The sequence below is a fragment of the Microbacterium neimengense genome, assembly GCF_054782995.1.
Map to the genome: position 1 here is coordinate 215,422 of NZ_BAAGRK010000001.1, position 20,503 is coordinate 235,924.

Consider the following 20,503-nt stretch of genomic DNA (forward strand, 5'->3'; position numbering starts at 1 on the left):
CCCCACCCGCCGGTGGGGGCCATCGTCGTTCAGTCCAGGATGCGGCAGTGCGTCGTCAGGGCGCCGATGCCGTCGATGCCGACCGTCACGGTCGATCGGTCGCGCAGGAAGATCTGCGGATCGCGAGAGTAACCGGCGCCGCCGGGGCTGCCCGTGGAGATCAGGGTCCCGGGCAGCAGCGTCACCGATTGTGAGAGGTGCGACACCAGCGTCGACACCGGTCGGATCATCTGCCCGGTCGACGCGTCCTGCACGGTGTGGCCGTCGACGACCGTCCAGATGTGGAGATCCTGCGGGTCGGGCACTTCGTCGGCGGTCACCACGAACGGGCCGGTCGGGGTGAAGCCGTCGAACGACTTGCAGCGCGACCACTGCGCCTCGGAGAACTGGATGTCGCGCGCCGTGACGTCGTTGACGACCGTGTAGCCCCACACGTAGTCCAGGGCCTTCTCCTGCGGGACGTTCTTCGCGGGGCGGCCGATGATCACACCGAGCTCCGCCTCGTAGTCGACGGATTCGCTGAGGCTGCGCGGCCAGCTCGTGGTCTGCTCGTGTCCCGTGAGGGAGTTCGGCCACAGCACGAAGACTGTCGGGGTCTGGTCGGTCTTGAGCCCCAGCTCGCCCGAGTGCGCGGCGTAGTTGAGTCCGACCGCGAGGATGACGGGCGGTGCGAGAACCGCCGAGGCGAACTCGGCGCCCGCGAACCCGAAGCGCTCTACCTCGGGTGACTCCGCGGCATACCGCACGCGCGCCAGCAGCTCGTCTCCGCCGAGGATGAGCTGCTCGAGTGTTCTCGGGGCGTGGGGGAAGAGGGCGTCGACGAAGGCAGCGGAGTCCTCGTCGACGACGACGAGTCTCGGCTCCGGATTCGCAGCGGTGCGGAGGTGGGCGAAGCGCATGCCCTCCACGCTACCGGCGGCGACCGTAGGCTGAGGGAATGACGACCCCCGATGGCCGCCCGACGCTCACCCCGCCGGCCTTCGATTCCGCACTGGCGCAGCCGGTTCACGCCGCCCCGGCACCGATTGCGGCACCCACGACCTCGCAGCCGCCCGTCGGCGCGCCGGTCCGGCGGGCGTGGGGACTCTACATCTGGGTCGGTGCCCTGCTCCTGGCCCTGCTCGTGGTGCTCGTCGGCTACTTCCTGGAGGCGATCGGACCGGTCGCCTCGCTGCTGGGAGGGATCCTCGCGCTGCTGCCGCTGGCGGGCGTGCTCTGGGCACTGCGCATCGTTGACCGTTGGGAGCCGGAGCCGAAGGGCCTCGTCATCCTCGCGCTCGGTTGGGGAGCCATCGCCGCCGTGGCGCTGGCCCTCGGCGTGGACCTCGTGCTGCTGCTGACGTTCGGTCGTGGCGATTCACCGCTCGCGCTCCTGCTGCAGTCCGTCGTGCAGGCGCCGATCGTCGAGGAGATCGGCAAGGGACTCGGTGTGCTCCTGATCTTCGCCGCCGCCCGGCGCTTCTTCGACGGGCCGGTGGACGGCATCGTGTACGGCGGGCTGATCGGCGCGGGATTCGCCTTCACCGAGAACATCCAGTACTTCGCGAGCGCCTTCATCGAGGGCGGCTTCACGCAGGCGTCCGCCACGTTCTTCGTGCGGGGCATCCTCTCGCCCTTCGCGCACGTGATGTTCACCGCGGTCACCGGTTTCGCGCTGGGCCTCGCCGCTCGCCGCGGCGTCCGACTCGGCGGCGCGCTCGGGCCCTGGCTCCTAGGGCTCGCTGGCGCCATCGCCCTGCACGCGCTGTGGAACGGCTCAGCCCTCCTGGGCGACTTCTTCGCGCTGTACGCCGTGCTCCAGGTTCCCCTCTTCGTGGTCTTCGTCGTCGCGATCGTGCTCCTGCGGCGCGAGGAGGCGCGCCTGACGCGGGCGCGACTGGGGGAGTACGCGGCTGTCGGCTGGTTCACCCCGCAGGAAGTCGACATGCTCGCGACCGCTGCTGGGCGCCGTACCGCTCTCGCCTGGGCGCGCACGCTCACGGGCGACCGGGTACCGATCATGCGCACCTTCATCGCCGATGCGACCGCATTGGCGGCGGCGCGACAGCGCGCGATCAGCGGGAGGGATCCCCGGGCAAGCGCGGAGGAGGCCGCGCTCCTGCAGCGCACGGTCGCCGCTCGCGCCGCCCTGTTCGCGCTCTGACGTCGGACGTCATCTCGGCGAAACACCACGTCGCTATCGTGAACCGACCAGTTCACTCGACGTCAGGAGCGTTCATGGCCGACTCGGCCCTCCGCGATCTCGCCGCCCTCCCCAAGGGGCATCTCCACGTCCATCTCGAGGCGGCCATGAGGCCCGCGACGCTCGCCGAGCTGGCCGCGGAGATGTCGGTCGAGATCCCACCGGTGTCCGGATTCTCCGGTTTCACCGCGTTCGCCGACATGTACCAGGGGCTGCTCGCGGTCCTGGCGCACCCGCAGAACCTCGTGCGGTTGATCGACGAGGCCGTGGCGGATGCGGCATCCGACGGCGCGGTGTACGTCGAGTTCGGCGTGAGCCCCCAGCTCTATCTCGCCGCCTTCGGAACGGTCGAGGCGGCGCTGGACGCGCATCTCGACGCGGTTCGCATCGCCGGCGAACGGCACGGCGTCGAGGTGGGCCTCATGGTCACGGTCGACCGCACCGAACCCCTCGCCGAAGCGATCGCCCTCGCGGAGGCGGCAGCGGCCCGCGCGGGTCGTGGCGTCGTGTCCCTCGGGCTCGCGAACGAGGAGCGCGGGTATCCCGCCGCCGACTTCGCACCCGCGTTCGACATCGCCCGCGCCGCGGGCCTGCAATCCGCGCCGCACGCGGGCGAACTGGTGGGTCCCGAATCGGTGTGGCAGGCCATCGAGGACCTGGGCGCCGCGCGGGTGTTGCACGGCGTGCGGGCGATCGAGGATCCGGCGCTCGTGGCGGAGCTGGCGCGGCGGGGGATCTGCCTCGACACCTGCCCCACCTCCAATCTGCTGCTGGACGTCATCGACGACCTCGCCCGTCACCCGCTCCCGCAGCTGCTGGATGCGGGTGTGCGGTGCTCCATCAACGCGGACGATCCGATCCTGTTCGGCCCCGGCATCCTCGACGAGTACGTCGTCGCGCGTGAGCAGATCGGTCTGACGGACCGCCAGCTCGCCGCGTGCGCGTGGAGCTCCATCGAGACGACCCTCGCCGGGGACGCGCTCAAGGCGCGCGCGAAGGCCGACATCGAGGCGTGGCTGGGGGAGGCGCTGTGACGAATCTCCACTTCGGCGTCTTCGAGGTCTACGCGCCGCAGGTCGGCGGCACGTACAGCTGGGCGCATCCGCTCTGCGACGCTGCGGACTACCTCGACCCGGAGCGCTGGGTGCGCATGGCGAAGATCATGGACCGTACCGGGTACGACTTCCTCTTCTTCGCCGACGGCTTCGGCTATCCGATGCAGAACGGCGACATCAGCGCGGCGTGTCTGTCGGCGGCGATCAACTTCTCCGGCCTCGACCCGTCGACCATCATCCCGATTCTCGCCCGCGAGACTGAGAAGCTGGGATTCGTCGTGACGGCGACGACGGGGATGGATCATCCCCTCCCGCTGTCGCGCCGTTTCAGCACCCTCGATCACCTCACCCGCGGTCGCATCGGCTGGAACGTCGTGACGGGTGCCTCGCAGAACGCCGTCGCGGAGCTCTTCGGACACCCCGAGATGGTCCCGCACGACACGCGGTACGAGATGGCAGAGGAGTACGTGTCCCTCGCCCGCAGCTACTGGGAGCGCTCGTGGGACGACGATGCGCTGGTGGCGGATGCGGACTCCGGTGTCTACATCGACCCGTCCCGCATCCATCGCACCGAGTTCGAGGGGGCGCACTACCGCTCGCGCGGATACTTCGGTGCCCCGCCGTCGCCGCAGCGCACCCCCGTGATCTTCCAGGCCGGGACCTCACCGAAGGGTCGCGCGCTCGCGGCCTCCCATGCCGAGGGAGTGTTCGTGCAGGCCACGACGCCCGAGCACACGGCGGCGGCCGTCGCCGACATCCGCCGCCGCGCCGCCGAGGCGGGGCGCGATCCCGACGACATCCGCATCATGGCCGGGCTCACCGCGATCGTGGACGAGACGCAGGCCGGTGCCGAGCAGCTCTGGCGCGAGTTCCACAGTATGCAGTCGGACGAGGTCGTGGCGGCGCTGTACGCCGGCAACACCGGCATCGATCTGCTCACGCTCGATCCCGACAAGACCCTCGCGGAGGTCGTGGCCGCCGGTGGCATCGTCGGTCAGATGGGCACGAGCAACATCGAGCGCTTCCTCGGTCGCGACGGTTCGCCGGCGCCGACCGTTCGGCAGATCCTCGACGACCTGCGTGGCAAGGGCACACGTGGGTTCCGGATCGTGGGGGATGCGGACCACGTCGCCGACCGGGTCGCGGAACTCGCCGACCAGACCGGTCTCGACGGGTTCCTCTTCGAGCCGGTCTTCGGAACCCGCGACGTCGAGGCGTTCGGGGAGCTGGTGCTTCCGCGCCTTCGCGAGCGAGGACGACTGGCGGAGCCTGCCGGTCCGACGTTGCGCGAACGGATGCGGGAGCGCTCCGGAGCTCGGCTGGAGCGAGCCGGAAAAGACTCAGCGCCCGGTGCCGCGGCGATGCCTGCGTGACTCCCGAGCGCTGAGTTGTTCTGATGTCAGGATCCACCCGTCGCCGGACGCTGTCAAGAGGGTCGGCGGCGCCTCGCGGGCGGCGTCGACGTGCTTGGATGGAGGCATGACTGACAACCGCACGAAGCCCGAGTTCGACGCTCCCGCAGGGCCCGCTCCCACCGAGCTCGTTATCCGCGACATCATCGTCGGAGACGGCGAAGAGGCGAAGCCGGGCGACAACGTCACGGTGCACTACGCCGGCGTCGAGTACGAGTCCGGCGAAGAGTTCGACTCGTCCTGGGGTCGTGGCGAGAGCATCCAGTTCCCGCTGCGCGGCCTCATCCAGGGCTGGCAGGACGGCATCCCGGGCATGAAGGTCGGCGGTCGCCGTGAGCTCGTGATCCCGCCGCACCTGGCCTACGGGCCCGCAGGAGGTCACTTCCTCGGGGGCAAGACGCTCATCTTCATCATCGACCTGTTGAAGGTCGGCTGACACGACCTCTCGAAGGGCCCCGGGCATCCGGGGCCCTTCGTCGTTGCCCGCGCCGTTCGTTCGTTGAGCGAGCGGAGCGAGACGAAACGCGTCCACCGGAAGTTCTTAAGACTCTCGTCAGAATTTTGCATTCAGGGGAATACGTTCCCGTGAGATGCGGTTGACTGGACTCGATGCCGCGAAACGCGCGGCCCTGGTTTTGGAGCGAACATGACCGACACGAACGCAATCGAGATCCCCGGATACAAGGCCGGCACCTGGACACTGGACGCCTCGCACAGCGAGGTCACCTTCGCGGTGCGCCACATGATGATCTCGAAGGTGCGCGGCACCTTCGGTGTGAAGAGCGCCACGATCATCGCCCCGGAGAACCCGCTCGAGGCGAAGGTTGAGGCGACGGTGGACGTCGCCTCCATCGACACCAAGGACGAGGGCCGCGACGGCCACCTGCGTTCGGCCGACTTCTTCGACGTCGAGAACTACCCCACGATGACCTTCGTCTCGACGGGTGTGCGTTTTGAGAAGGGCGACTTCCTCGTGGACGGCGACCTGACCATCAAGGACGTCACCAAGCCCGTCACGTTCGAGCTCGAGTTCGGCGGCTTCGGCACCGACCCGTGGGGCAACTACAAGGCGGGCGCGACGGCCAAGACGGTCATCAACCGTGAGGAGTTCGGCCTCACCTGGAACGCCGCGCTCGAGACCGGCGGCGTGCTCGTCGGCAAGGACGTCACGATCGAGCTCGACCTGCAGGGCACGGTCGCGGCCTGATCGCACACGAGGGGGACGGATGCGGCCGCATCCGTCCCCCTCGTCATGTCCGGGCTCGGCGCCGGAGTCTGTCCTGCGCGAGGAGGATGCCCAGGAAGACGACGAGAGCGCCGACGGGTTCGTTCCACGACACCGTCTCGCCGAGCACGACGGCACCCAGAACGACGCCCACGACCGGCGTGATGTACGTGACGGTGGAGGCGCGTGTGGGACCCCAGGCGCGGAGCACGTTCTGGTTCCAGATGTAGGCGACGCCGGTGCCGAGGCAGCCGAGGAGCACGAGGCAGATGACGATCGCCGCATCCAGCCGCACGGGAGTGAGAGCGATCAACGGCGTCAGCGCGAGCATGATCACCGCAGCGATTCCGATGTTCAGGAACGAGAAGACCAACGGGCTCATGCCGCTGTCGGACGTGAAGCGTCTCATGTAGGCGAGGCTGAAGCCGTAGCAGGCGGTGGCGCCGAGGATGGCGAACTGGGCGATGAGGCTCTGATCGGGGGTGAGCCCCTGCCAGGGGGCGATGATCACCATCACCCCGAGGATGCCGATGAGGATTCCCGCGATCTGCACGATGCGCAGCTTCTCGACGCGGAACACGGCCCAGGCCATGACGGCCGTCATGATCGGGGTCGTCGCGTTGTAGATGCTCGCAAGACCCGAGGTGACGTGCTGCTGGGCCCACGAGAACAGCAGGAACGGCACGACGCAGAACGAGAGTGCGAGCACGAACATGTGCATCCACACCACGAGTCGCCGGGGCAGTGTCTCCCGCCGGACGGCCACGAAGATCCCCAGCGTCACCGCCCCGAGCACGAGCCGCGACCATGCGACCTGGGCGGGGGAGAGCCCGCCGAGCGCGACCTTCATGAACAGGAAGCTCGAGCCCCAGATGATGCCGGTGAGCACGAACTGCACGGCGATGACCGTCTGGTGGGGCGGGGCGGAGGGGCGCACGACGGGAAGCACTCCCCGACTCTAGTGACGGCCGCAGACGCTCCGGCCTTGTCGCGGATGTGATGGCCGAAAGCCGCCGCATGACGGCAGCGAGCGGTTGCTAGGGCACCGGATGGAGCGCGTCGTACGCGCGGAAGCCGGGGCTGAGACGTACCAGCACGCCGACGAGAGCGATGATGACGATGCCGCCCAGAAGCGGTGGGAACCACAGCGTCGTCACGGTCGCGAGGCTGCCGGCGTAAAGCGCGCCGATGCGGGGGCCGCCCGCCACGACCACGATGAAGACCCCTTGCAGGCGCCCGCGCATCGTGTCGGGCACCGCCGACTGCATCATGGTCGACCGGAAGATCGCGCTCACGTTGTCGGCCGCGCCCGAGACGGCGAGCACCACGCAGGCGGCGGCGATCAGGACGACGTTGACCTCGCCGCCCGCGAACCACCCGAAGGCCGCGGCGACCAGCACGAGCCCGAACACGGCGATCGCAGCGCCGTAGACCTGTATCGCGCGCTCGATGCCGAGCCCATGGCGTCGCACCCGGCCGATCGGCCCGGAGAACAGACTCGACAGGAATGCGCCCGCCGCGACGGCCGCGGTGAGGATGCCGGTCGTCACCGGCCCGCCGCCGAGCAGCACGGCACCGATGCCGGGGAAGAGAGCGAGGGGCTGCCCGAACGTCATCGCGATGATGTCCAGCAGGTATTGCATCCGGATGTTGCGCGCGCGGCGCAGGAACGCCCAGCCGTCACGAAGGGAGTCGAGGCCGGGCCCGACGATCTCGCCCTCCGGGCGGAGCCTCGGCAGGGTCCACAGGCCGAGGAACAGCGAGGTCATGAGCACGACATCGATCGAGTACGTCCAGGCGTAGCCCGCGGTTGCGACCAGGACGCCCGCGAGCGCGGGGCCGGCCATCACCATGATCCCGACGGTGACGCCGTTGAGGGCCGCCGCCGCCGGCAGCAGCTCGCGGGGCAGCAGCCGCGGCGTGATGGCCGACTTCGTAGCCATCACGACGGAGTTCGCGGCGGAGTTGACGATGCTCAGCGCATACAGCCACCACACGGTCTCGTCGCCGGACCAGGCGAGAGCCGCCAGCAGGGCTGTGGAGGCGAAGGTGATGCAGGCGGCGACGAGGGCGACCATGCGCCGATCGAACGCGTCGGCGAGCATCCCGCCGTAGAGCCCGGCGAGCACCATCGGAACCAGGCCCGCCACAGCGACCATGGCCACGGCGAAATCGGAGCCGGTGAGGGCATAGACGTGCAGCATGACGGCGACGATCGTCAGCTGCCCGCCGAGGCCCGCGAGCGTGGAGCCGATCCACATCCGCGCGTACGGCGCGCTGGTGGTGAGCGGGCGCACGTCGATCAGGTGGCGCGCGAGCCGCATCCGCCTCACTCGGCGACCTCGATGCGCTTGATGCGAGCGGCGTGACCCGTGCGGATCGTGACGTCCTGGCGTCGGACGCCGAGGTGCGCAGCGAGGGCCGCGATGACCCCGGAGTTGGCTGCTCCGTCGACCGCGCGCTCACGGACGTGCACGGTGAGAGCGCCGTCCGCATCCGTCTCGACGAGGGGCCCGCGACGGCTGCCGGGCTTGACGCGGACGGTGAACTGCACGGGTGCGAGCGTACCGTCGCCGCGAGCGGTTGGGGTCGGCGCCGAACGCTGGTAGACTTTGGAGGTTGCCGTTCGATCGGCCGCGGATAAAGAGAGCCCCCGGATCAGCCGGAGGGCGCCGCGCAACGAGGAGAGAGGGGATCCCATCTATGGCACTCGAGAACGACGTCAAGAAGGCGATCATCGAAGAGTACGCGACGCACCCCGGTGACACCGGATCCCCCGAGGTGCAGGTCGCGATGCTGACGCAGCGCATCAAGGACCTCACCGAGCACCTCAAGGAGCACAAGCACGACCACCACTCGCGTCGTGGTCTGTTCCTCATGGTCGGTCAGCGCCGTCGCCTGCTGGGTTACCTGCAGGACATCGACATCAACCGCTACCGCTCGCTCATCGAGCGTCTCGGTCTGCGCCGCTGATCGCAGCGCGATCGCGTATATCGCTTTCTTCGAAGGCCGCCCCACGGTGTGGGGCGGCCTTCGCTTTTGTGTCCCCGCCCGCCGCACCAAGAACCGCGAGACTGCATCTTCTACACGAGATCACTGTGTTTACCCGTGATCTCGTAAGGGAAATGCAGTCTCGCGGTCAAGTGGGGGGATGCGGCGGGTCAGGCGCGGGCGGCCAGGAGATCCGCGTGGTGGATCGCCGCCACATCCGGGTGCGCGCGCAGCCGCGACTTCAGCGCGTTCTCGCCGTAGCGGGCGTAGATCGGATTGGTGGGGTCCTCGGTCACACCCCGCGAACGTGCCGCGAGCTCCGGCGGGAGCTGGATGAGGGGCAGCTGGGCATCGAGCGCCGGGTTGAAGAAGAAGGGCACCGAGATGCGGTCTTCGGGGTAGCGGGGCGAGACGACCCTGTGGTTGGTGGCGATGAGATACCCCTGGGTCGCGTATTCGAGCAGCTCGCCGATGTTGACGACGAACGCACCGTCGACCGGGGGAGCGTCCACCCAGCCGCCGTCGCGCTCGACCTGGAGCCCGCCCTTGCCCGGCTCCACCCACAGCAGAGTGAGCACTCCGGAGTCCTTGTGCGCGCCGACACCCTGCTGCGGCTCGGGCTCACGGCTGCCCGGATAGCGCACGATCTTGATGAGCGTTCCCGGATCTGCGAAGTAGGGGTCGAAGAAGTCCTCGGCCGCTCCCAGCGCGAGCGCCCACTGGCGCAGCAGCGTGATCGCGACCTCGCTCAGCCGGTCGTGCCACTCCTGCACGACCTCGCGCAGCTCCGGAAGAGCCTCAGGCCACAGGTTGGGGCCGGTGAGGCGTTCGAAGTCGGGAGCAGTGGGATCGGTTACGGCCTCGCGCTCGGGTCCGATGTCGATCTGCTCGCGCCAGTCGACCTGGCCCTGCGTGCGCTCGCCGCCGATGCGCGTGTACCCGCGGAAGTGCGGGCTGTTGACATTCTCGATCGCCAGCTTGTCGGCATCGGGCAGCGCGAAGAAGTCGCGCGCGACCTTCTCGAGGCGCAGCGCCAGCTCATCGACGCCTGTGCCGGTGAGGTAGAAGAAGCCCACCTCATGGGTCGCGCGACGCAGGTCGTCGCGGAACGCGGCGACCGCATCCGGGCCGCCGGACAAGCGGGAGAAATCGAGGACGGGAAGGGATGGCGTGCTCATGCACCGAAGGTACGTCCCGGCGTCGCGCTGCGGAGAAATGTTGCTGAGCGTTACCGCGCGGCGTGGAATTTGCCCCCGGACGTAACAGGAGTAATCTCGCTCCGGGCTTAGGTAAGCCTTACCAGAAAGTGAGATCCCCGGTGCTGTCGAGTCTGCTGATCGGTCTGCGCGAAGGCCTCGAGGCCGCCATCGTCGTCGGCATCCTCGCCGCCTACCTCTCGCGGCTCGGCCGGCGCGACGTCCTGCCGCGGATGTGGATCGGCGTCGGGCTGGCCGTTCTGCTTTCGCTCGTGATCGGAGCGGTCCTCACGTTCGGCGCCTACGAGCTCACCTTCCAGGCCCAGGAGATCCTCGGCGGTGGTCTCTCGCTCGTCGCCGTCGCCATGGTCACGTGGATGATCTTCTGGATGCAGCGGGCCGGCCGCGGGCTCAAGCGGGCGCTCGAGGGCGACATTGACCGTGCCCTCGCGACCGGGGCGCTGTGGGGAATCGTCGTCATCGGCTTCATCTCCGTCGCTCGCGAAGGACTCGAGACGACCCTGCTGCTGTGGTCGATGGTGCAATCCTTCGGCAATGCGCCCGCCGCCCTCGGCGGTGCCGTGCTGGGGCTCGCCCTGGCCGTCGTGCTCGGCGCGCTCATCTCGCGCGGGATGATCCGCCTCGACCTGAGGGTGTTCTTCACCTGGACCGGCGCTCTGCTCATCATCGTCGCCGCCGGCGTTCTCGCCTACGGCGTGCACGATCTGCAGGAGGCGGGCGTGCTTCCGGGGCCGTTCTCCGACACCGCCACGATCGACGCGGCGACCGGCGTCGTGGGCATAGGTCTCGCCGGCTTCCCGTTCGGCTGGGCCTTCGACGTGTCGGCGATCATCGCTCCCGGCGGTCCCGTCGCCGTGCTGCTGCAGGCCACCGTCGGGTTCATGCCGCAGATGACGTGGCTGCAGGTCATCGCGTGGGTCGTCTACATCGCCGTCGTCGGCGCCCTCTTCTTCCGCGGTGCGCGTTCGCACCCGCGGTCCCACCGAGCGCAAGAAGCCGTCGCTCCCGCACATCAAGGAACCCCATGACAGCTCCTCGTCTGATCGGCGGCGCCGCAGCGCTCGTCCTCGCCTCGCTCGTGCTCGCCGGATGCGTCGCCAAGGCCGACGTGGCCGCGTCCGACGCCCTCGCCGTGACGGCGAGCGACTCCGCGTGCGATCTGCCCACGGCGACCGCGACCAGCGGCACCTTGGCCTTCGACGTCACCAACACGGGCTCCGAGGTCAGCGAGTTCTATCTGCTCGCCGAAGACGGCCTGCGTATCGTCGGCGAGGTCGAGAACATCGCCCCCGGCGCCTCACGGACCCTCACGGTCGTCGCACAGCCCGGCAACTACTTCACGCTGTGCAAGCCCGGCATGGTCGGCGACGGCGTCGGACGAGCGGGCTTCACCGTCACCGGCGACACGGTCGCGGCCTCCGGTGACGACGCCGAGCAGAAGCAGCAGGCGGTCTCGCTGTACGCGGCGTTCGTGAAGGATCAGGTCGAGCAACTGGTCCCGGCCGTTGCCGCCTTCACCGCCGCTTATGCCTCCGGCGACGACGAGACCGCCCGGACGTCCTTCCCGCAGGTGCGCTCCTTCTACGAGCGGATCGAACCGGTCGCCGAGTCGCTGGGCGATCTCGACCCCAAGATCGACTACCGCGAGGTGGATGCGGTCGCCGAGGGTCTGGACTGGACCGGCTTCCACCGCATCGAGAAGGACCTCTGGGTCCCCGCGCAGGATGCGCTCAACGCCGACGGTGCCACCCCCGCTTGGCAGGACTGGACGCCCTCTACGCCCGAGCAGCGCGCGGAGCACGCCGCCCAGCTCGTTGCGGATGTGGCGCAGCTCAACGACTACGTCCACTCCGACGAGTTCGTGAGCGCGCTGGACGCGCAGGGCATCGCCGGCATCTCGAACGGCGCCATCGCGCTGCTCGACGAGGTCGCGAACGGCAAGATCTCCGGCGAGGAGGACTGGTGGAGCGGCACCGATCTCTACGACTTCGCCGCCAACGTCGAGGGGTCCAAGATGGCCTACTCGCTCGTGCGCGACTTCGCCGAGAGCAAGGGCGCGGACGGTCAGAAGCTCGTGACGGCCATCGACAAGGGATACGCCGATCTCGAGGCGCAGCTTGCCACGTACGGCAGCGCCGACACGTCGTTCGTCGCGTACTCGACGCTGACCGAGGCCGACAAGCGCACCCTGACCGATCTGATCAACGCGCTCGCTGAGCCGCTGTCGCGTCTGACGGTGACCGTCCTCTCGTGAACGAACAGCAGCCCGCCGCGCCGCAGGAGCCCGCCGCCGCGCCGTCCGGGCTCAGCCGGCGGGGTCTGCTCGGTCTGCTGGGCGCCGGTGCCGCCGGCCTCGCCATCGGCGGGGCCGGCGGTGCCGCGGTCGCCACGGCCGTCGCGGGCGCCGCATCCGGCGCTGATGCAGACGGTGTCCACGCGTTCTTCGGCGATCACCAGGCGGGTATCACCACGGAAGTGCAGGATCACCTGCACTTCGCCGCCTTCGACCTCGACGACGATCTGACGCGCGACGACCTCGTCTCGCTCCTCCAGGACTGGTCGTATGCCGCATCGCGCATGACGCAGGGCCTCGATGTCAGCGCGTCGGGCGCGGTGGGCGGCTCGCCCCAGGCCCCGCCCGACGACACCGGGGAGGCGCTGGGGCTTCCCGCGAGCTCACTGACGATCACGTTCGGATTCGGGCCCGGACTGTTCGAGCGCGACGGCGTCGACCGCTTCGGGATCGCCGATCGTCGCCCCGACCTCCTGAGGCCGCTGCCCCGTTTCGTCGGCGACGACCTGGACCCGCTGAACTCGGACGGCGACCTCTGCATCCAGGCCTGCGCCGACGACCCGCAGGTGGCCGTCCACGCGATCCGCAACCTCAGCCGCATCGCGTTCGGCCGCGCCCGCATCCGCTGGGCGCAGCTCGGCTTCGGCCGTACGTCCAAGACGAGCGCCGCGCAGACGACGCCTCGCAACCTGTTCGGCTTCAAGGACGGTACGGCCAACATCCTCGCCACCGACGCGGCGGCGCTCGCCGAGCACGTGTGGGTCGGTGATGAGGGCCCGGCCTGGCTTGCCGGTGGCAGCTATCTCGTCGCCCGCCGCATCCGCCAGACGATCGAGACCTGGGACAGGCTGCGGCTCATGGAACAGGAGCGCACGATCGGGCGCGACAAGCGCGAGGGCGCTCCACTGTCGGGCGGAGAGGAGTTCACCGAGCCGGACTTCTCGGCGAAGGATGCGTCGGGCGCGCCCCGCATCGACCGTGCCTCCCATGTCAGCCTCGCCCACCCCGACAACAACGGCGGAATCCGCATCCTGCGTCGCGGCTACAACTTCGTCGACGGCAACGACGGGCGGGGCGCGCTGGAGGCGGGGCTGTTCTTCCTCTCCTACCAGCGCTCGCCCGAGCAGTTCATCACTGTGCAGAAGGCGCTCGCGCGCGACCTGCTCACGGAGTACCTGCGCCACGTCGGATCGGGGATCTGGGCGGTGCCGGGCGGCGTTCGAGAGGGCTCGTTCGTAGGAGCCGACCTCTTCGCCTGAGCGCGTTTCAGCGGCGCTCGGGAGCGCGGCGTGATCCGGTCGGGTCGCTGCGGTGTCCTTCGCGACGTGCGAGGGTACGGTCGGCGAACAGCCACGACCAGCGCGGCTCGACAAGGGGACGGAACACGCGGCGCACGGGCGCCGTCGCGAGTCCCAGCGCGATGAGCACGGACGCGGCGCACACGACCGGCAGCCAGAACCAGGTCGGATCCAGCCCCCGCAGGACACCCGATTCCCGGAACGGGTAGAGCACGAAGGAATGCAGCAGGTACACGTACATCGTGTACTGCCCGAACGAGGTCCACCACGCGGCCCGCCTGGGAACGAGCGCGAGGAAGGCGGCGGTCAGCAGCAGGGCGAGCGCCATCAGCGCGAGTCGGATGCCGCCGGCCCACCACTGCTCGCCGCCGAGATCCGAGTAGGCGTCCTCGTAGAACAGCCACGTACGCAGATCGATCGCCCGCCAGACGTCGATGAAGATCCATGCGACCGCGCCGGCAGCGACCAGCACCGCTGCGGCGGCGACGCGGCTCCACCATGGGCGGGCCAGCAGCGAGAAGCGCTCGACGATGTCGTGCTCGCGCAGCCACCAGCCGAGGGTGAAGAAGAACAGGAGCCCCATCGTGCGCGACAGCGAAAGCGTCGAGTCGATGTTCGGCAGGTAGCCCACACCGATCGAGACCACCAGCGCCCACAGCAGTGGCCAGCGCAGGAGCGCGAGGTAGGGGAGCGCGACGCGAAAGATGCCGAGCGCGAGCAGGAACCACAGCGTCCACGATGGCTTCGTGGGATTCGGGTTGGCGGCGCCCTCGACGAAGAACTTGGTGATCGTCCAGAGCGTTTCGAAGATGAGATACGGCAGCAGGATGTCGGTGACGACTCGGGCCATCTGGCGCTTACCGGGAACGCCCGCCTTCGAGAAGTATCCCGAGATCACGGCGAAGGCCGGCATGTGGAAGGCGTAGACCACGAGATAGAGGGCGAGTGCCGCATCCGAGTCGTAGATGAGGCGTTGCGTGGCGTGTCCGAGCACGACCAGAACGATCGACGCGAAGCGCGCGTTGTCCCAGAATGGCACCCGGCGCTTCGGGCGCGCGGGCGCGGGGGTCGGCGGAAGGCTCATCGCGTGCGACCCTACCGGTGCGCGTGCCCCGCGTGTCGCGGGGTCTGGGAGGCAGTAGGGTGTGGCCACCGGTGAGGGGGTGGCGATGGCCGTGCGCGAGGACGCTGCCTGGCAGGACCGATCCCTCGGCGACGTGGACTGGCATCTGTTCCCGCCGGACGCCGTACGCGATGCGGTGGCGGCGCCGTCCGGAGCGTTGGCGCGCGTGTCGCTCGGGCCGGTGGACGGACCCAGGGTTCTGCTCGTTCCCGGGGTGACCGGTTCGAAGGAGGACTTCGTGCTGGTCATGCCGTTGCTCGCCGCCGCCGGGTACCGCGTGGAATCCTACGATCTTGCAGGCCAGTACGAGTCGGCGGACGCCGGTCCGGAGAATCTCGAACCGCCTCGCCGGAACTACGACTACCCGCTGTTCGTGGACGACATGATCGCGGTGCTCGAGACCGGATCCGCACCGGTGCATGTGCTCGGCTACAGCTTCGCCGGACTCGTCGCGCAATTGGCGCTCGTGGCCAGACCGGACCTCTTCGCAAGCCTCGCGCTCGTCACCTGTCCGCCGGCGACGGGGCAGGTGTTCCGCGGCGTGAAGCGCATCGGGCGCCTCTCGGATGCTGCGGGTCCGCGCGCGGGCGCCGGGCTCATGCTCTGGGGCATCCGCAACAACCTCAACCGCGTACCGCCGGGTCGCCTGCGCTTCGTTCGCGAGCGATTCGCGCTGACCCGCCGCTCGAGCGTGACGGACATCGTGGGCCTGATGATGTCGATGCCGGATGTGACGGCCGCCGTCGCAGGTCTCGATCTGCCCAAGCTCGTCGCCACGGGCACGCACGATCTCTGGCCCGAGTCGGAGTACCGCGCCTACGCGTCGCGGATCGGGGCGCACGCCGTCGTGTACGACACCGGCCATTCGCCGAGCGAGACGGTGCCCCACCAACTGAGCAGGGATCTGCGTCATCTGTACGAATCGGCATCCGATCGCCGGGAATAACCTCGACCCCGACGCGTTATAGGGGATATATTCAATCGCATAGAAACGGATGCGGGCACGCACCCGGGAAGCGGAAGAGGAATCGTGAGCGAGAACACCACCTGGCCGGGAATGCAGTTCGGCATCTTCACGGTCTCGGACATCACCCAGGACCCGGTGTCGGGTCACACCCCGAGCGAAGCGGAGCGCATCCGCAACACCATCACGATCGCCAAGCACGCCGAGGAGGTGGGGCTGGACGTCTTCGCCCTCGGCGAGCACCACAACCCGCCCTTCTGGTCGTCGTCGCCCACCACGACGCTCGCCGCGATCGCCGCGCAGACCGAGCGACTGCTCGTGTCTACCGCCACGACGCTCATCACCACGAACGACCCGGTGAAGATCGCCGAGGACTTCGCGATGCTGCAGCACGTGTCCAATGGCCGCACCGACATCATGCTCGGCCGTGGCAACACAGGCCCCGTGTACCCCTGGTTCGGCAAGGACATCCGTCAGGGTCTGCCCATCGCGCTGGAGAACTACGCTCTGCTGCACAAGCTGTGGCGCGAGGACGTCGTGGACTGGGAGGGCAAGTTCCGCACCCCGCTGCAGGGCTTCACCGCCACGCCGCGCCCCCTCGACGGCGTGCCCCCCTTCGTCTGGCACGGCTCGATCCGCACGCCGGAGGTCGCCGAGCAGGCCGCCTACTACGGTGACGGCTTCTTCGCGAACAACATCTTCTGGCCGGCCGAGCACTACCAGCGCCTGATCGCGCTGTACCGCCAGCGTTACGCGCACTACGGACACGGCACGCCCGAGCAGGCGATCGTCGGCCTCGGCGGACAGGTGTTCATGCGCGCGAACTCGCAGGACGCCGTCAACGAGTTCCGTCCCTACTTCGACAACGCCCCGGTCTACGGACACGGCCCGTCGATGGAGGACTTCACGCAGATGACGCCTCTCACCGTCGGCTCGCCGCAGCAGGTCATCGACCGCTACGCCGGTATGCGCGACTTGTTCGGCGACTACCAGCGCCAGCTGTTCCTCATGGACCACGCGGGGCTCCCCCTGAAGATCGTGCTCGAGCAGCTCGACATCCTGGGCGGGGAGGTCGTGCCCGTCCTGCGCAAGGAGCTCGCGAAGAACCGTCCCGCCGAGGTGCCGGACGCGCCCACCCACGAGAACCTCGTGCGCAAGATGTACGGCGACGCCGAGCCCCGTCAGGCCACGCCGCGCGCCAACCGCGGTGACAACCTGACCTCGGGTTCGCCCTACCAGGACACCCCGCAGCCGGTCGGTGCCGCCTTCGGCGCCGCTGCCACCCGGAGCGCCTGATGAGCACCCGTCGTATCGCCGTCATCTCGGCAGGTCTCTCCAACCCGTCGTCGACTCGGATGCTGGCCGACCGCCTGCTCGCCGCCACCGCGCGCGAGCTGGCGGAGCGCGACATCGAGATCACCGCGGACGTGTTCGAGCTGCGCGACTTCGCGCACGACATCACGAACAACCTGCTCACCGGATTCGCGCCCACAGCGCTGGAGACGATGATCAACACCGTGGTGTCGGCCGACGCGCTCATCGTCGTCACGCCGATCTTCTCCACCAGCTACTCGGGACTGTTCAAGTCGTTCATCGACGTGCTCGATCCCGATGCGCTGCGCGGCAAGCCGGTGCTCATCGGCGCGAACGCGGGAACGGCCCGCCACTCCCTGGCGATCGACTACGCGATCCGTCCGCTGTTCGCCTACCTGCACGCGGATGCGGTGTCCACCGGTGTCTTCGCCGCCTCCGCCGACTGGGGCGGCAGCGGAGACCAGGTCGCGACGCTCTCGAGCCGTGTGGACAAGGGCGCGCGCGAGCTGGCCGAAGCCGTCGCCCGTCGCAGCCCGGTCGTCGACGCCGATCCGTTCGATCCGGCGAACTACCTCGGGGAGGGTCGTTCGTTCGGCCACCTGCTGGGCGGCCTCGCGGGGGAGTGACCTCTCCGTATCGCGTGAGGGCGCCGCGTCACCGCGGCGCCCTCACGCGATTCGCGGCGACCGCGTCCAGGGTGAAGCCCAGGCCCAGCGCGAGCACGATCGAGACGATCACCGCCACTACGGGGCCGCCGGGCACGATGGCGCCGACCGCGGCTCCGATCAGGCTCTGGTAGATGGCCCAGCCGATCGCTGCGAGCGCGCAGGCACCCAGGAACCGCGTGGGCCTCACCCGTGTGGCTCCCGCCGTGACGGTGACAGCGACCCGCGCGAAGGGGATGAAGCGTGCGGTGAACACCACCGTCGCGGCGCTGCGGTGCAGGCGTGCCCGCGCCCAGGAGAAGGCCGCCGCGACGCGAGGATGGCGCATCCAGCGCCAGCGTTCGATCCCGACCGTGCGTCCGATCAGGTACCCGGCGGCGTCGCCCGCGAACGCTGCGGCAGCGGCGACGGCCACGACCGCGACGATCGGCGGCTGCCCCGTCGACACCGCCAGTGCGCCCATAGCGGTCACCGCGACCTCGCCCGGGATCACCACGAGGAGGGCGTCGGCGAAAACCAGCAGGGCCATGAGCGGCAGCGCCCACGGACTCGATGCGAGATCGGTCAGGAACGGCTCCGCCACCCGTGAAGCATCGCAGCGGCGGGTGAACGGCGACCCAACGGGGCACGTCCGGTGACGAGCCGTGGTGCATCGGGTGAACTCTCGACGATCCGCCCGGGTTCGCGCCGTGCGGGCCCCGCGCCGGGAGCACCCTGGTCTCGTGAGAGTCGCGCTGATCGCCGAGTCCTACCTTCCGCACATGAACGGGGTGACCGGCTCCGTCCTGCAGGTGCTCCGGCACCTCGCCGCCGACGGTCACGAGACGCTCGTGATCGCCCCCCGCTCGACGGAGTCCGTCGACGCGGTCGCTGCTTCCCGCACCGAGCTGCTCGCCTCGCTCCCGCTGCCGTCGTATCCGCAGGTGCGGGTCGTCTTCGCGCGCGTCGCGCGCATCGCGGCGATCCTCCGCGAGTTCCGCCCCGACGTCGTCCACCTCGCTTCGCCCTTCGTGCTGGGGTGGCAGGGCGTGAACGCCGCGGAGTCGCTGCACGCCGCATCCGTCGCGATCTACCAGACCGACGTCGTCGCCTACGCGGAGCGCTACCGGATGCCGCAGGCCGCCGTCCTCGCCGCCGGCCACGTCGCACGTCTCCACCGTCGGGCGACTCTCACCCTCGCGCCCTCCACCTCGTCGGTGGCGCAGTTGGAGCGGCTGGGCGTGGACCGTCTGCGGATGTGGGCGCGCGGCGTGGATGGCGAACGGTTCCGACCGGATCGTCGCAGCGAGCAGTTCCGTCGGAGCGTGGCACCGGGCGAGCGCATCATCGGCTACGTCGGGCGCCTCGCCCCGGAGAAGCAGGTGGAGGATCTCGCCGCGCTGGCGGGCGTCGAAGGTGCGCGGCTGGTGATCGTCGGAGACGGTCCGTCCCGGCCGCAGCTCGAGCGACAGCTCCCTGGCGCGGTGTTCCTCGGGCACCTCGCGGGCGACGAGCTCGCCGAGGCGATGGCATCGTTCGACGTCTTCGTGCACCCCGGCGAGAGCGAGACCTTCGGTCAGACGATTCAGGAAGCGCACGCGAGCGGCGTCCCGGTCGTCGCCACGGGCACGGGCGGACCCGTGGACCTTGTGCGCTCGAGCATCGACGGCTGGCTCTACCGTCCCGGCGACCTCGGCGACCTGCGCGCTCGCGTGGGTGACCTCCTCGGCGACGACGCGAAGCGACAGGCGTTCTCGCTGGCCGCGCGCGACGCCGTCGCCGAGCGCACGTGGGCGTCGCTGTACGGCCAGCTGCTCGGGCACTACGACGAAGCGCGGGAGCTGCGCCGCATCGACGACCGTCTCCTGGCTCGCGGCGACACGCGTCCCGCCATGCCGGCGCTGCTTCCCGCGCCGCGGCGATGGGCGCGGTTCGTCGCCCTCGGCGACTCGCTCACCGAGGGCCTGTGCGACACCTCCCGCGCGCCCCACGGGCAGTACCGTGGCTGGGCCGACCGTCTCGCGCCGCTGCTGGCGCAGCAGCACCGCGGTCGCGAACCCTTCCGCTACGCCAATCTTGCGGTCCGCTCGCGTCGCGTGCGCGATCTCACGACGACGCAGATCCCGCGGGCGCTCGACCTTCGCCCGGATCTCGTTTCGATCCTCATGGGGGCGAACGATCTCGTCGGCCACGGCGCGGCCCCGCGAGCTCTCGCCGCCGAACTGGAAGAGGGCGTCGTCGCGCTCCGGGAGGCGGGCTGCGACGTGCTCCTGGTGACGCCGTTCCTGCCGCACCGTCGAGCCGCGGGACTCTTCGCCCGCCGCTTCGCCCAGTACGCCTCCGAGCTGCGCCGCATCGCACGTGTGCACGGATGCATGCTCCTCGATCTGGAGGCACTGCCCGAGATCGGCGCGCTGGAGATGTGGGCCGACGACAAGGTGCACCTGCGCTCGCGCGGCCACCGTTTCCTGGCGTATCGCGCCGCCGAGGTGCTGGGAATCCCGGATGCCGAGGCGCTGGGCGATCTGGATGCCGCCCTGCATGACGACGAGCCCTCGGCGGGCGGCTGGCTGCGCCGCGACGCGCTGCCGTGGCTGTGGCGTCGGATGCGGGGGCGCACCGCCGGTGACGGTCTGGACGCGAAGCACGACGACTACGTCGAGATGCCCGGGGTCGGGCGCTCGCGCCGCGCCTCCTCGTCGGCCTGAGGGCGTTTCGTCTCGCCTGCGGCTCGCTCAATGACCGCTGCCCCCTGCCCGTTGGGCGAGCGGAGCGAGTCGAGACG

General features: G+C 69.6%; 20 protein-coding genes. 13 read left to right on the forward strand and 7 right to left on the reverse strand.

Features of this window, described 5'->3' with window-relative positions; genetic code table 11:
* Positions 1–29 precede the first annotated feature (29 nt).
* Positions 30–899: a fumarylacetoacetate hydrolase family protein gene (locus ACYVJS_RS00970; RefSeq protein WP_460736900.1), complete on the reverse strand. Its 870-nt coding sequence runs from the start codon at positions 897–899 to the stop codon at positions 30–32.
* Positions 900–937: 38 nt separating this feature from the next.
* On the opposite strand from ACYVJS_RS00970, the gene ACYVJS_RS00975 reads away from it, so the two are divergent.
* The 5 genes from ACYVJS_RS00975 (at position 938) to ACYVJS_RS00995 (ending at position 5,856) form a co-directional block, all read left to right on the forward strand.
* Complete coding sequence (locus ACYVJS_RS00975) at positions 938–2,143, forward strand: PrsW family intramembrane metalloprotease (protein WP_460736902.1); 1,206 nt, start codon at positions 938–940, stop codon at positions 2,141–2,143.
* A 74-nt stretch (positions 2,144–2,217) separates the two neighbouring features.
* Entirely contained in the window at positions 2,218–3,216 is a 999-nt protein-coding gene (add, locus tag ACYVJS_RS00980; protein WP_460736904.1) for an adenosine deaminase, read from the forward strand.
* Positions 3,213–4,610, forward strand: a complete 1,398-nt coding sequence (locus ACYVJS_RS00985; RefSeq protein WP_460736906.1) for an NtaA/DmoA family FMN-dependent monooxygenase — start codon at positions 3,213–3,215, stop codon at positions 4,608–4,610. The genes add and ACYVJS_RS00985 overlap by 4 nt, the downstream gene beginning before the upstream one ends.
* A 106-nt stretch (positions 4,611–4,716) precedes the next feature.
* Positions 4,717–5,085: an FKBP-type peptidyl-prolyl cis-trans isomerase gene (locus tag ACYVJS_RS00990; protein WP_137416538.1), complete on the forward strand. Its 369-nt coding sequence runs from the start codon at positions 4,717–4,719 to the stop codon at positions 5,083–5,085.
* A gap of 210 nt (positions 5,086–5,295) precedes the next feature.
* On the forward strand, positions 5,296–5,856 hold the full coding sequence (locus tag ACYVJS_RS00995) for a YceI family protein (RefSeq protein WP_460736909.1): 561 nt from the start codon (positions 5,296–5,298) through the stop codon (positions 5,854–5,856).
* 43 nt (positions 5,857–5,899) lie between these two features.
* Here the strand turns inward: ACYVJS_RS00995 and ACYVJS_RS01000 are convergent, their stop codons facing one another.
* The 3 genes from ACYVJS_RS01000 to ACYVJS_RS01010 all read right to left on the reverse strand — a co-directional run bounded on the left by ACYVJS_RS01000 (position 5,900) and on the right by ACYVJS_RS01010 (position 8,428).
* The gene (locus ACYVJS_RS01000) at positions 5,900–6,823 is read right to left on the reverse strand and encodes a DMT family transporter (RefSeq protein WP_460736910.1); all 924 of its coding nucleotides are present in this window, start codon (positions 6,821–6,823) and stop codon (positions 5,900–5,902) included.
* A gap of 88 nt (positions 6,824–6,911) precedes the next feature.
* Complete coding sequence (locus tag ACYVJS_RS01005) at positions 6,912–8,198, reverse strand: MFS transporter (RefSeq protein ID WP_460736912.1); 1,287 nt, start codon at positions 8,196–8,198, stop codon at positions 6,912–6,914.
* A 5-nt stretch (positions 8,199–8,203) separates the two neighbouring features.
* Positions 8,204–8,428: a DUF167 domain-containing protein gene (locus ACYVJS_RS01010; RefSeq protein WP_460736914.1), complete on the reverse strand. Its 225-nt coding sequence runs from the start codon at positions 8,426–8,428 to the stop codon at positions 8,204–8,206.
* Positions 8,429–8,577: 149 nt separating this feature from the next.
* Here ACYVJS_RS01010 and rpsO point away from each other — a divergent pair, with 149 nt between their 5' ends.
* On the forward strand, positions 8,578–8,847 hold the full coding sequence (gene rpsO / locus ACYVJS_RS01015) for a 30S ribosomal protein S15 (protein WP_137416542.1): 270 nt from the start codon (positions 8,578–8,580) through the stop codon (positions 8,845–8,847).
* A gap of 188 nt (positions 8,848–9,035) precedes the next feature.
* Here the strand turns inward: rpsO and ACYVJS_RS01020 are convergent, their stop codons facing one another.
* Positions 9,036–10,043, reverse strand: coding sequence for an isopenicillin N synthase family dioxygenase (locus ACYVJS_RS01020; RefSeq protein ID WP_460736916.1), 1,008 nt, complete (start codon positions 10,041–10,043; stop codon positions 9,036–9,038).
* Between the two features lie 140 nt (positions 10,044–10,183).
* Between ACYVJS_RS01020 and efeU the strand changes: the two genes are divergently transcribed.
* The 3 genes from efeU to efeB are packed head-to-tail and all read left to right on the forward strand — an operon-like array spanning position 10,184 to position 13,634.
* The gene (gene efeU / locus ACYVJS_RS01025; protein WP_460737085.1) at positions 10,184–11,110 is read left to right on the forward strand and encodes an iron uptake transporter permease EfeU; all 927 of its coding nucleotides are present in this window, start codon (positions 10,184–10,186) and stop codon (positions 11,108–11,110) included.
* Positions 11,107–12,336 carry an iron uptake system protein EfeO gene (efeO, locus tag ACYVJS_RS01030; protein ID WP_460736918.1) on the forward strand — a complete coding sequence of 410 codons (1,230 nt, stop codon included), beginning with the start codon at positions 11,107–11,109 and terminating at the stop codon, positions 12,334–12,336. The genes efeU and efeO overlap by 4 nt, the downstream gene beginning before the upstream one ends.
* Entirely contained in the window at positions 12,333–13,634 is a 1,302-nt protein-coding gene (gene efeB / locus ACYVJS_RS01035; protein ID WP_460736920.1) for an iron uptake transporter deferrochelatase/peroxidase subunit, read from the forward strand. The genes efeO and efeB overlap by 4 nt, the downstream gene beginning before the upstream one ends.
* A gap of 7 nt (positions 13,635–13,641) precedes the next feature.
* On the opposite strand, the gene ACYVJS_RS01040 is transcribed toward efeB, so the two are convergent.
* A complete protein-coding gene (locus ACYVJS_RS01040) occupies positions 13,642–14,757 on the reverse strand; it encodes an acyltransferase family protein (protein ID WP_460736922.1) in 1,116 nt (371 codons plus the stop codon).
* An 85-nt stretch (positions 14,758–14,842) separates the two neighbouring features.
* Here ACYVJS_RS01040 and ACYVJS_RS01045 point away from each other — a divergent pair, with 85 nt between their 5' ends.
* The 3 genes from ACYVJS_RS01045 to ACYVJS_RS01055 all read left to right on the forward strand — a co-directional run bounded on the left by ACYVJS_RS01045 (position 14,843) and on the right by ACYVJS_RS01055 (position 17,700).
* A complete protein-coding gene (locus tag ACYVJS_RS01045; protein WP_460737087.1) occupies positions 14,843–15,742 on the forward strand; it encodes an alpha/beta fold hydrolase in 900 nt (299 codons plus the stop codon).
* 111 nt (positions 15,743–15,853) lie between these two features.
* The gene (locus tag ACYVJS_RS01050) at positions 15,854–17,056 is read left to right on the forward strand and encodes an LLM class flavin-dependent oxidoreductase (RefSeq protein ID WP_307325824.1); all 1,203 of its coding nucleotides are present in this window, start codon (positions 15,854–15,856) and stop codon (positions 17,054–17,056) included.
* The gene (locus ACYVJS_RS01055) at positions 17,056–17,700 is read left to right on the forward strand and encodes a CE1759 family FMN reductase (protein ID WP_460736924.1); all 645 of its coding nucleotides are present in this window, start codon (positions 17,056–17,058) and stop codon (positions 17,698–17,700) included. The genes ACYVJS_RS01050 and ACYVJS_RS01055 overlap by 1 nt, the downstream gene beginning before the upstream one ends.
* Positions 17,701–17,728: 28 nt before the next feature.
* Here ACYVJS_RS01055 and ACYVJS_RS01060 read toward each other — a convergent pair whose 3' ends face one another.
* Positions 17,729–18,322 (reverse strand): DedA family protein, encoded by a 594-nt coding sequence (locus ACYVJS_RS01060; RefSeq protein WP_460736926.1) that lies wholly within the window; start codon positions 18,320–18,322, stop codon positions 17,729–17,731.
* A 139-nt stretch (positions 18,323–18,461) separates the two neighbouring features.
* Between ACYVJS_RS01060 and ACYVJS_RS01065 the strand changes: the two genes are divergently transcribed.
* Positions 18,462–20,426, forward strand: coding sequence for a GDSL-type esterase/lipase family protein (locus ACYVJS_RS01065; RefSeq protein WP_460736928.1), 1,965 nt, complete (start codon positions 18,462–18,464; stop codon positions 20,424–20,426).
* Positions 20,427–20,503 lie beyond the last annotated feature (77 nt).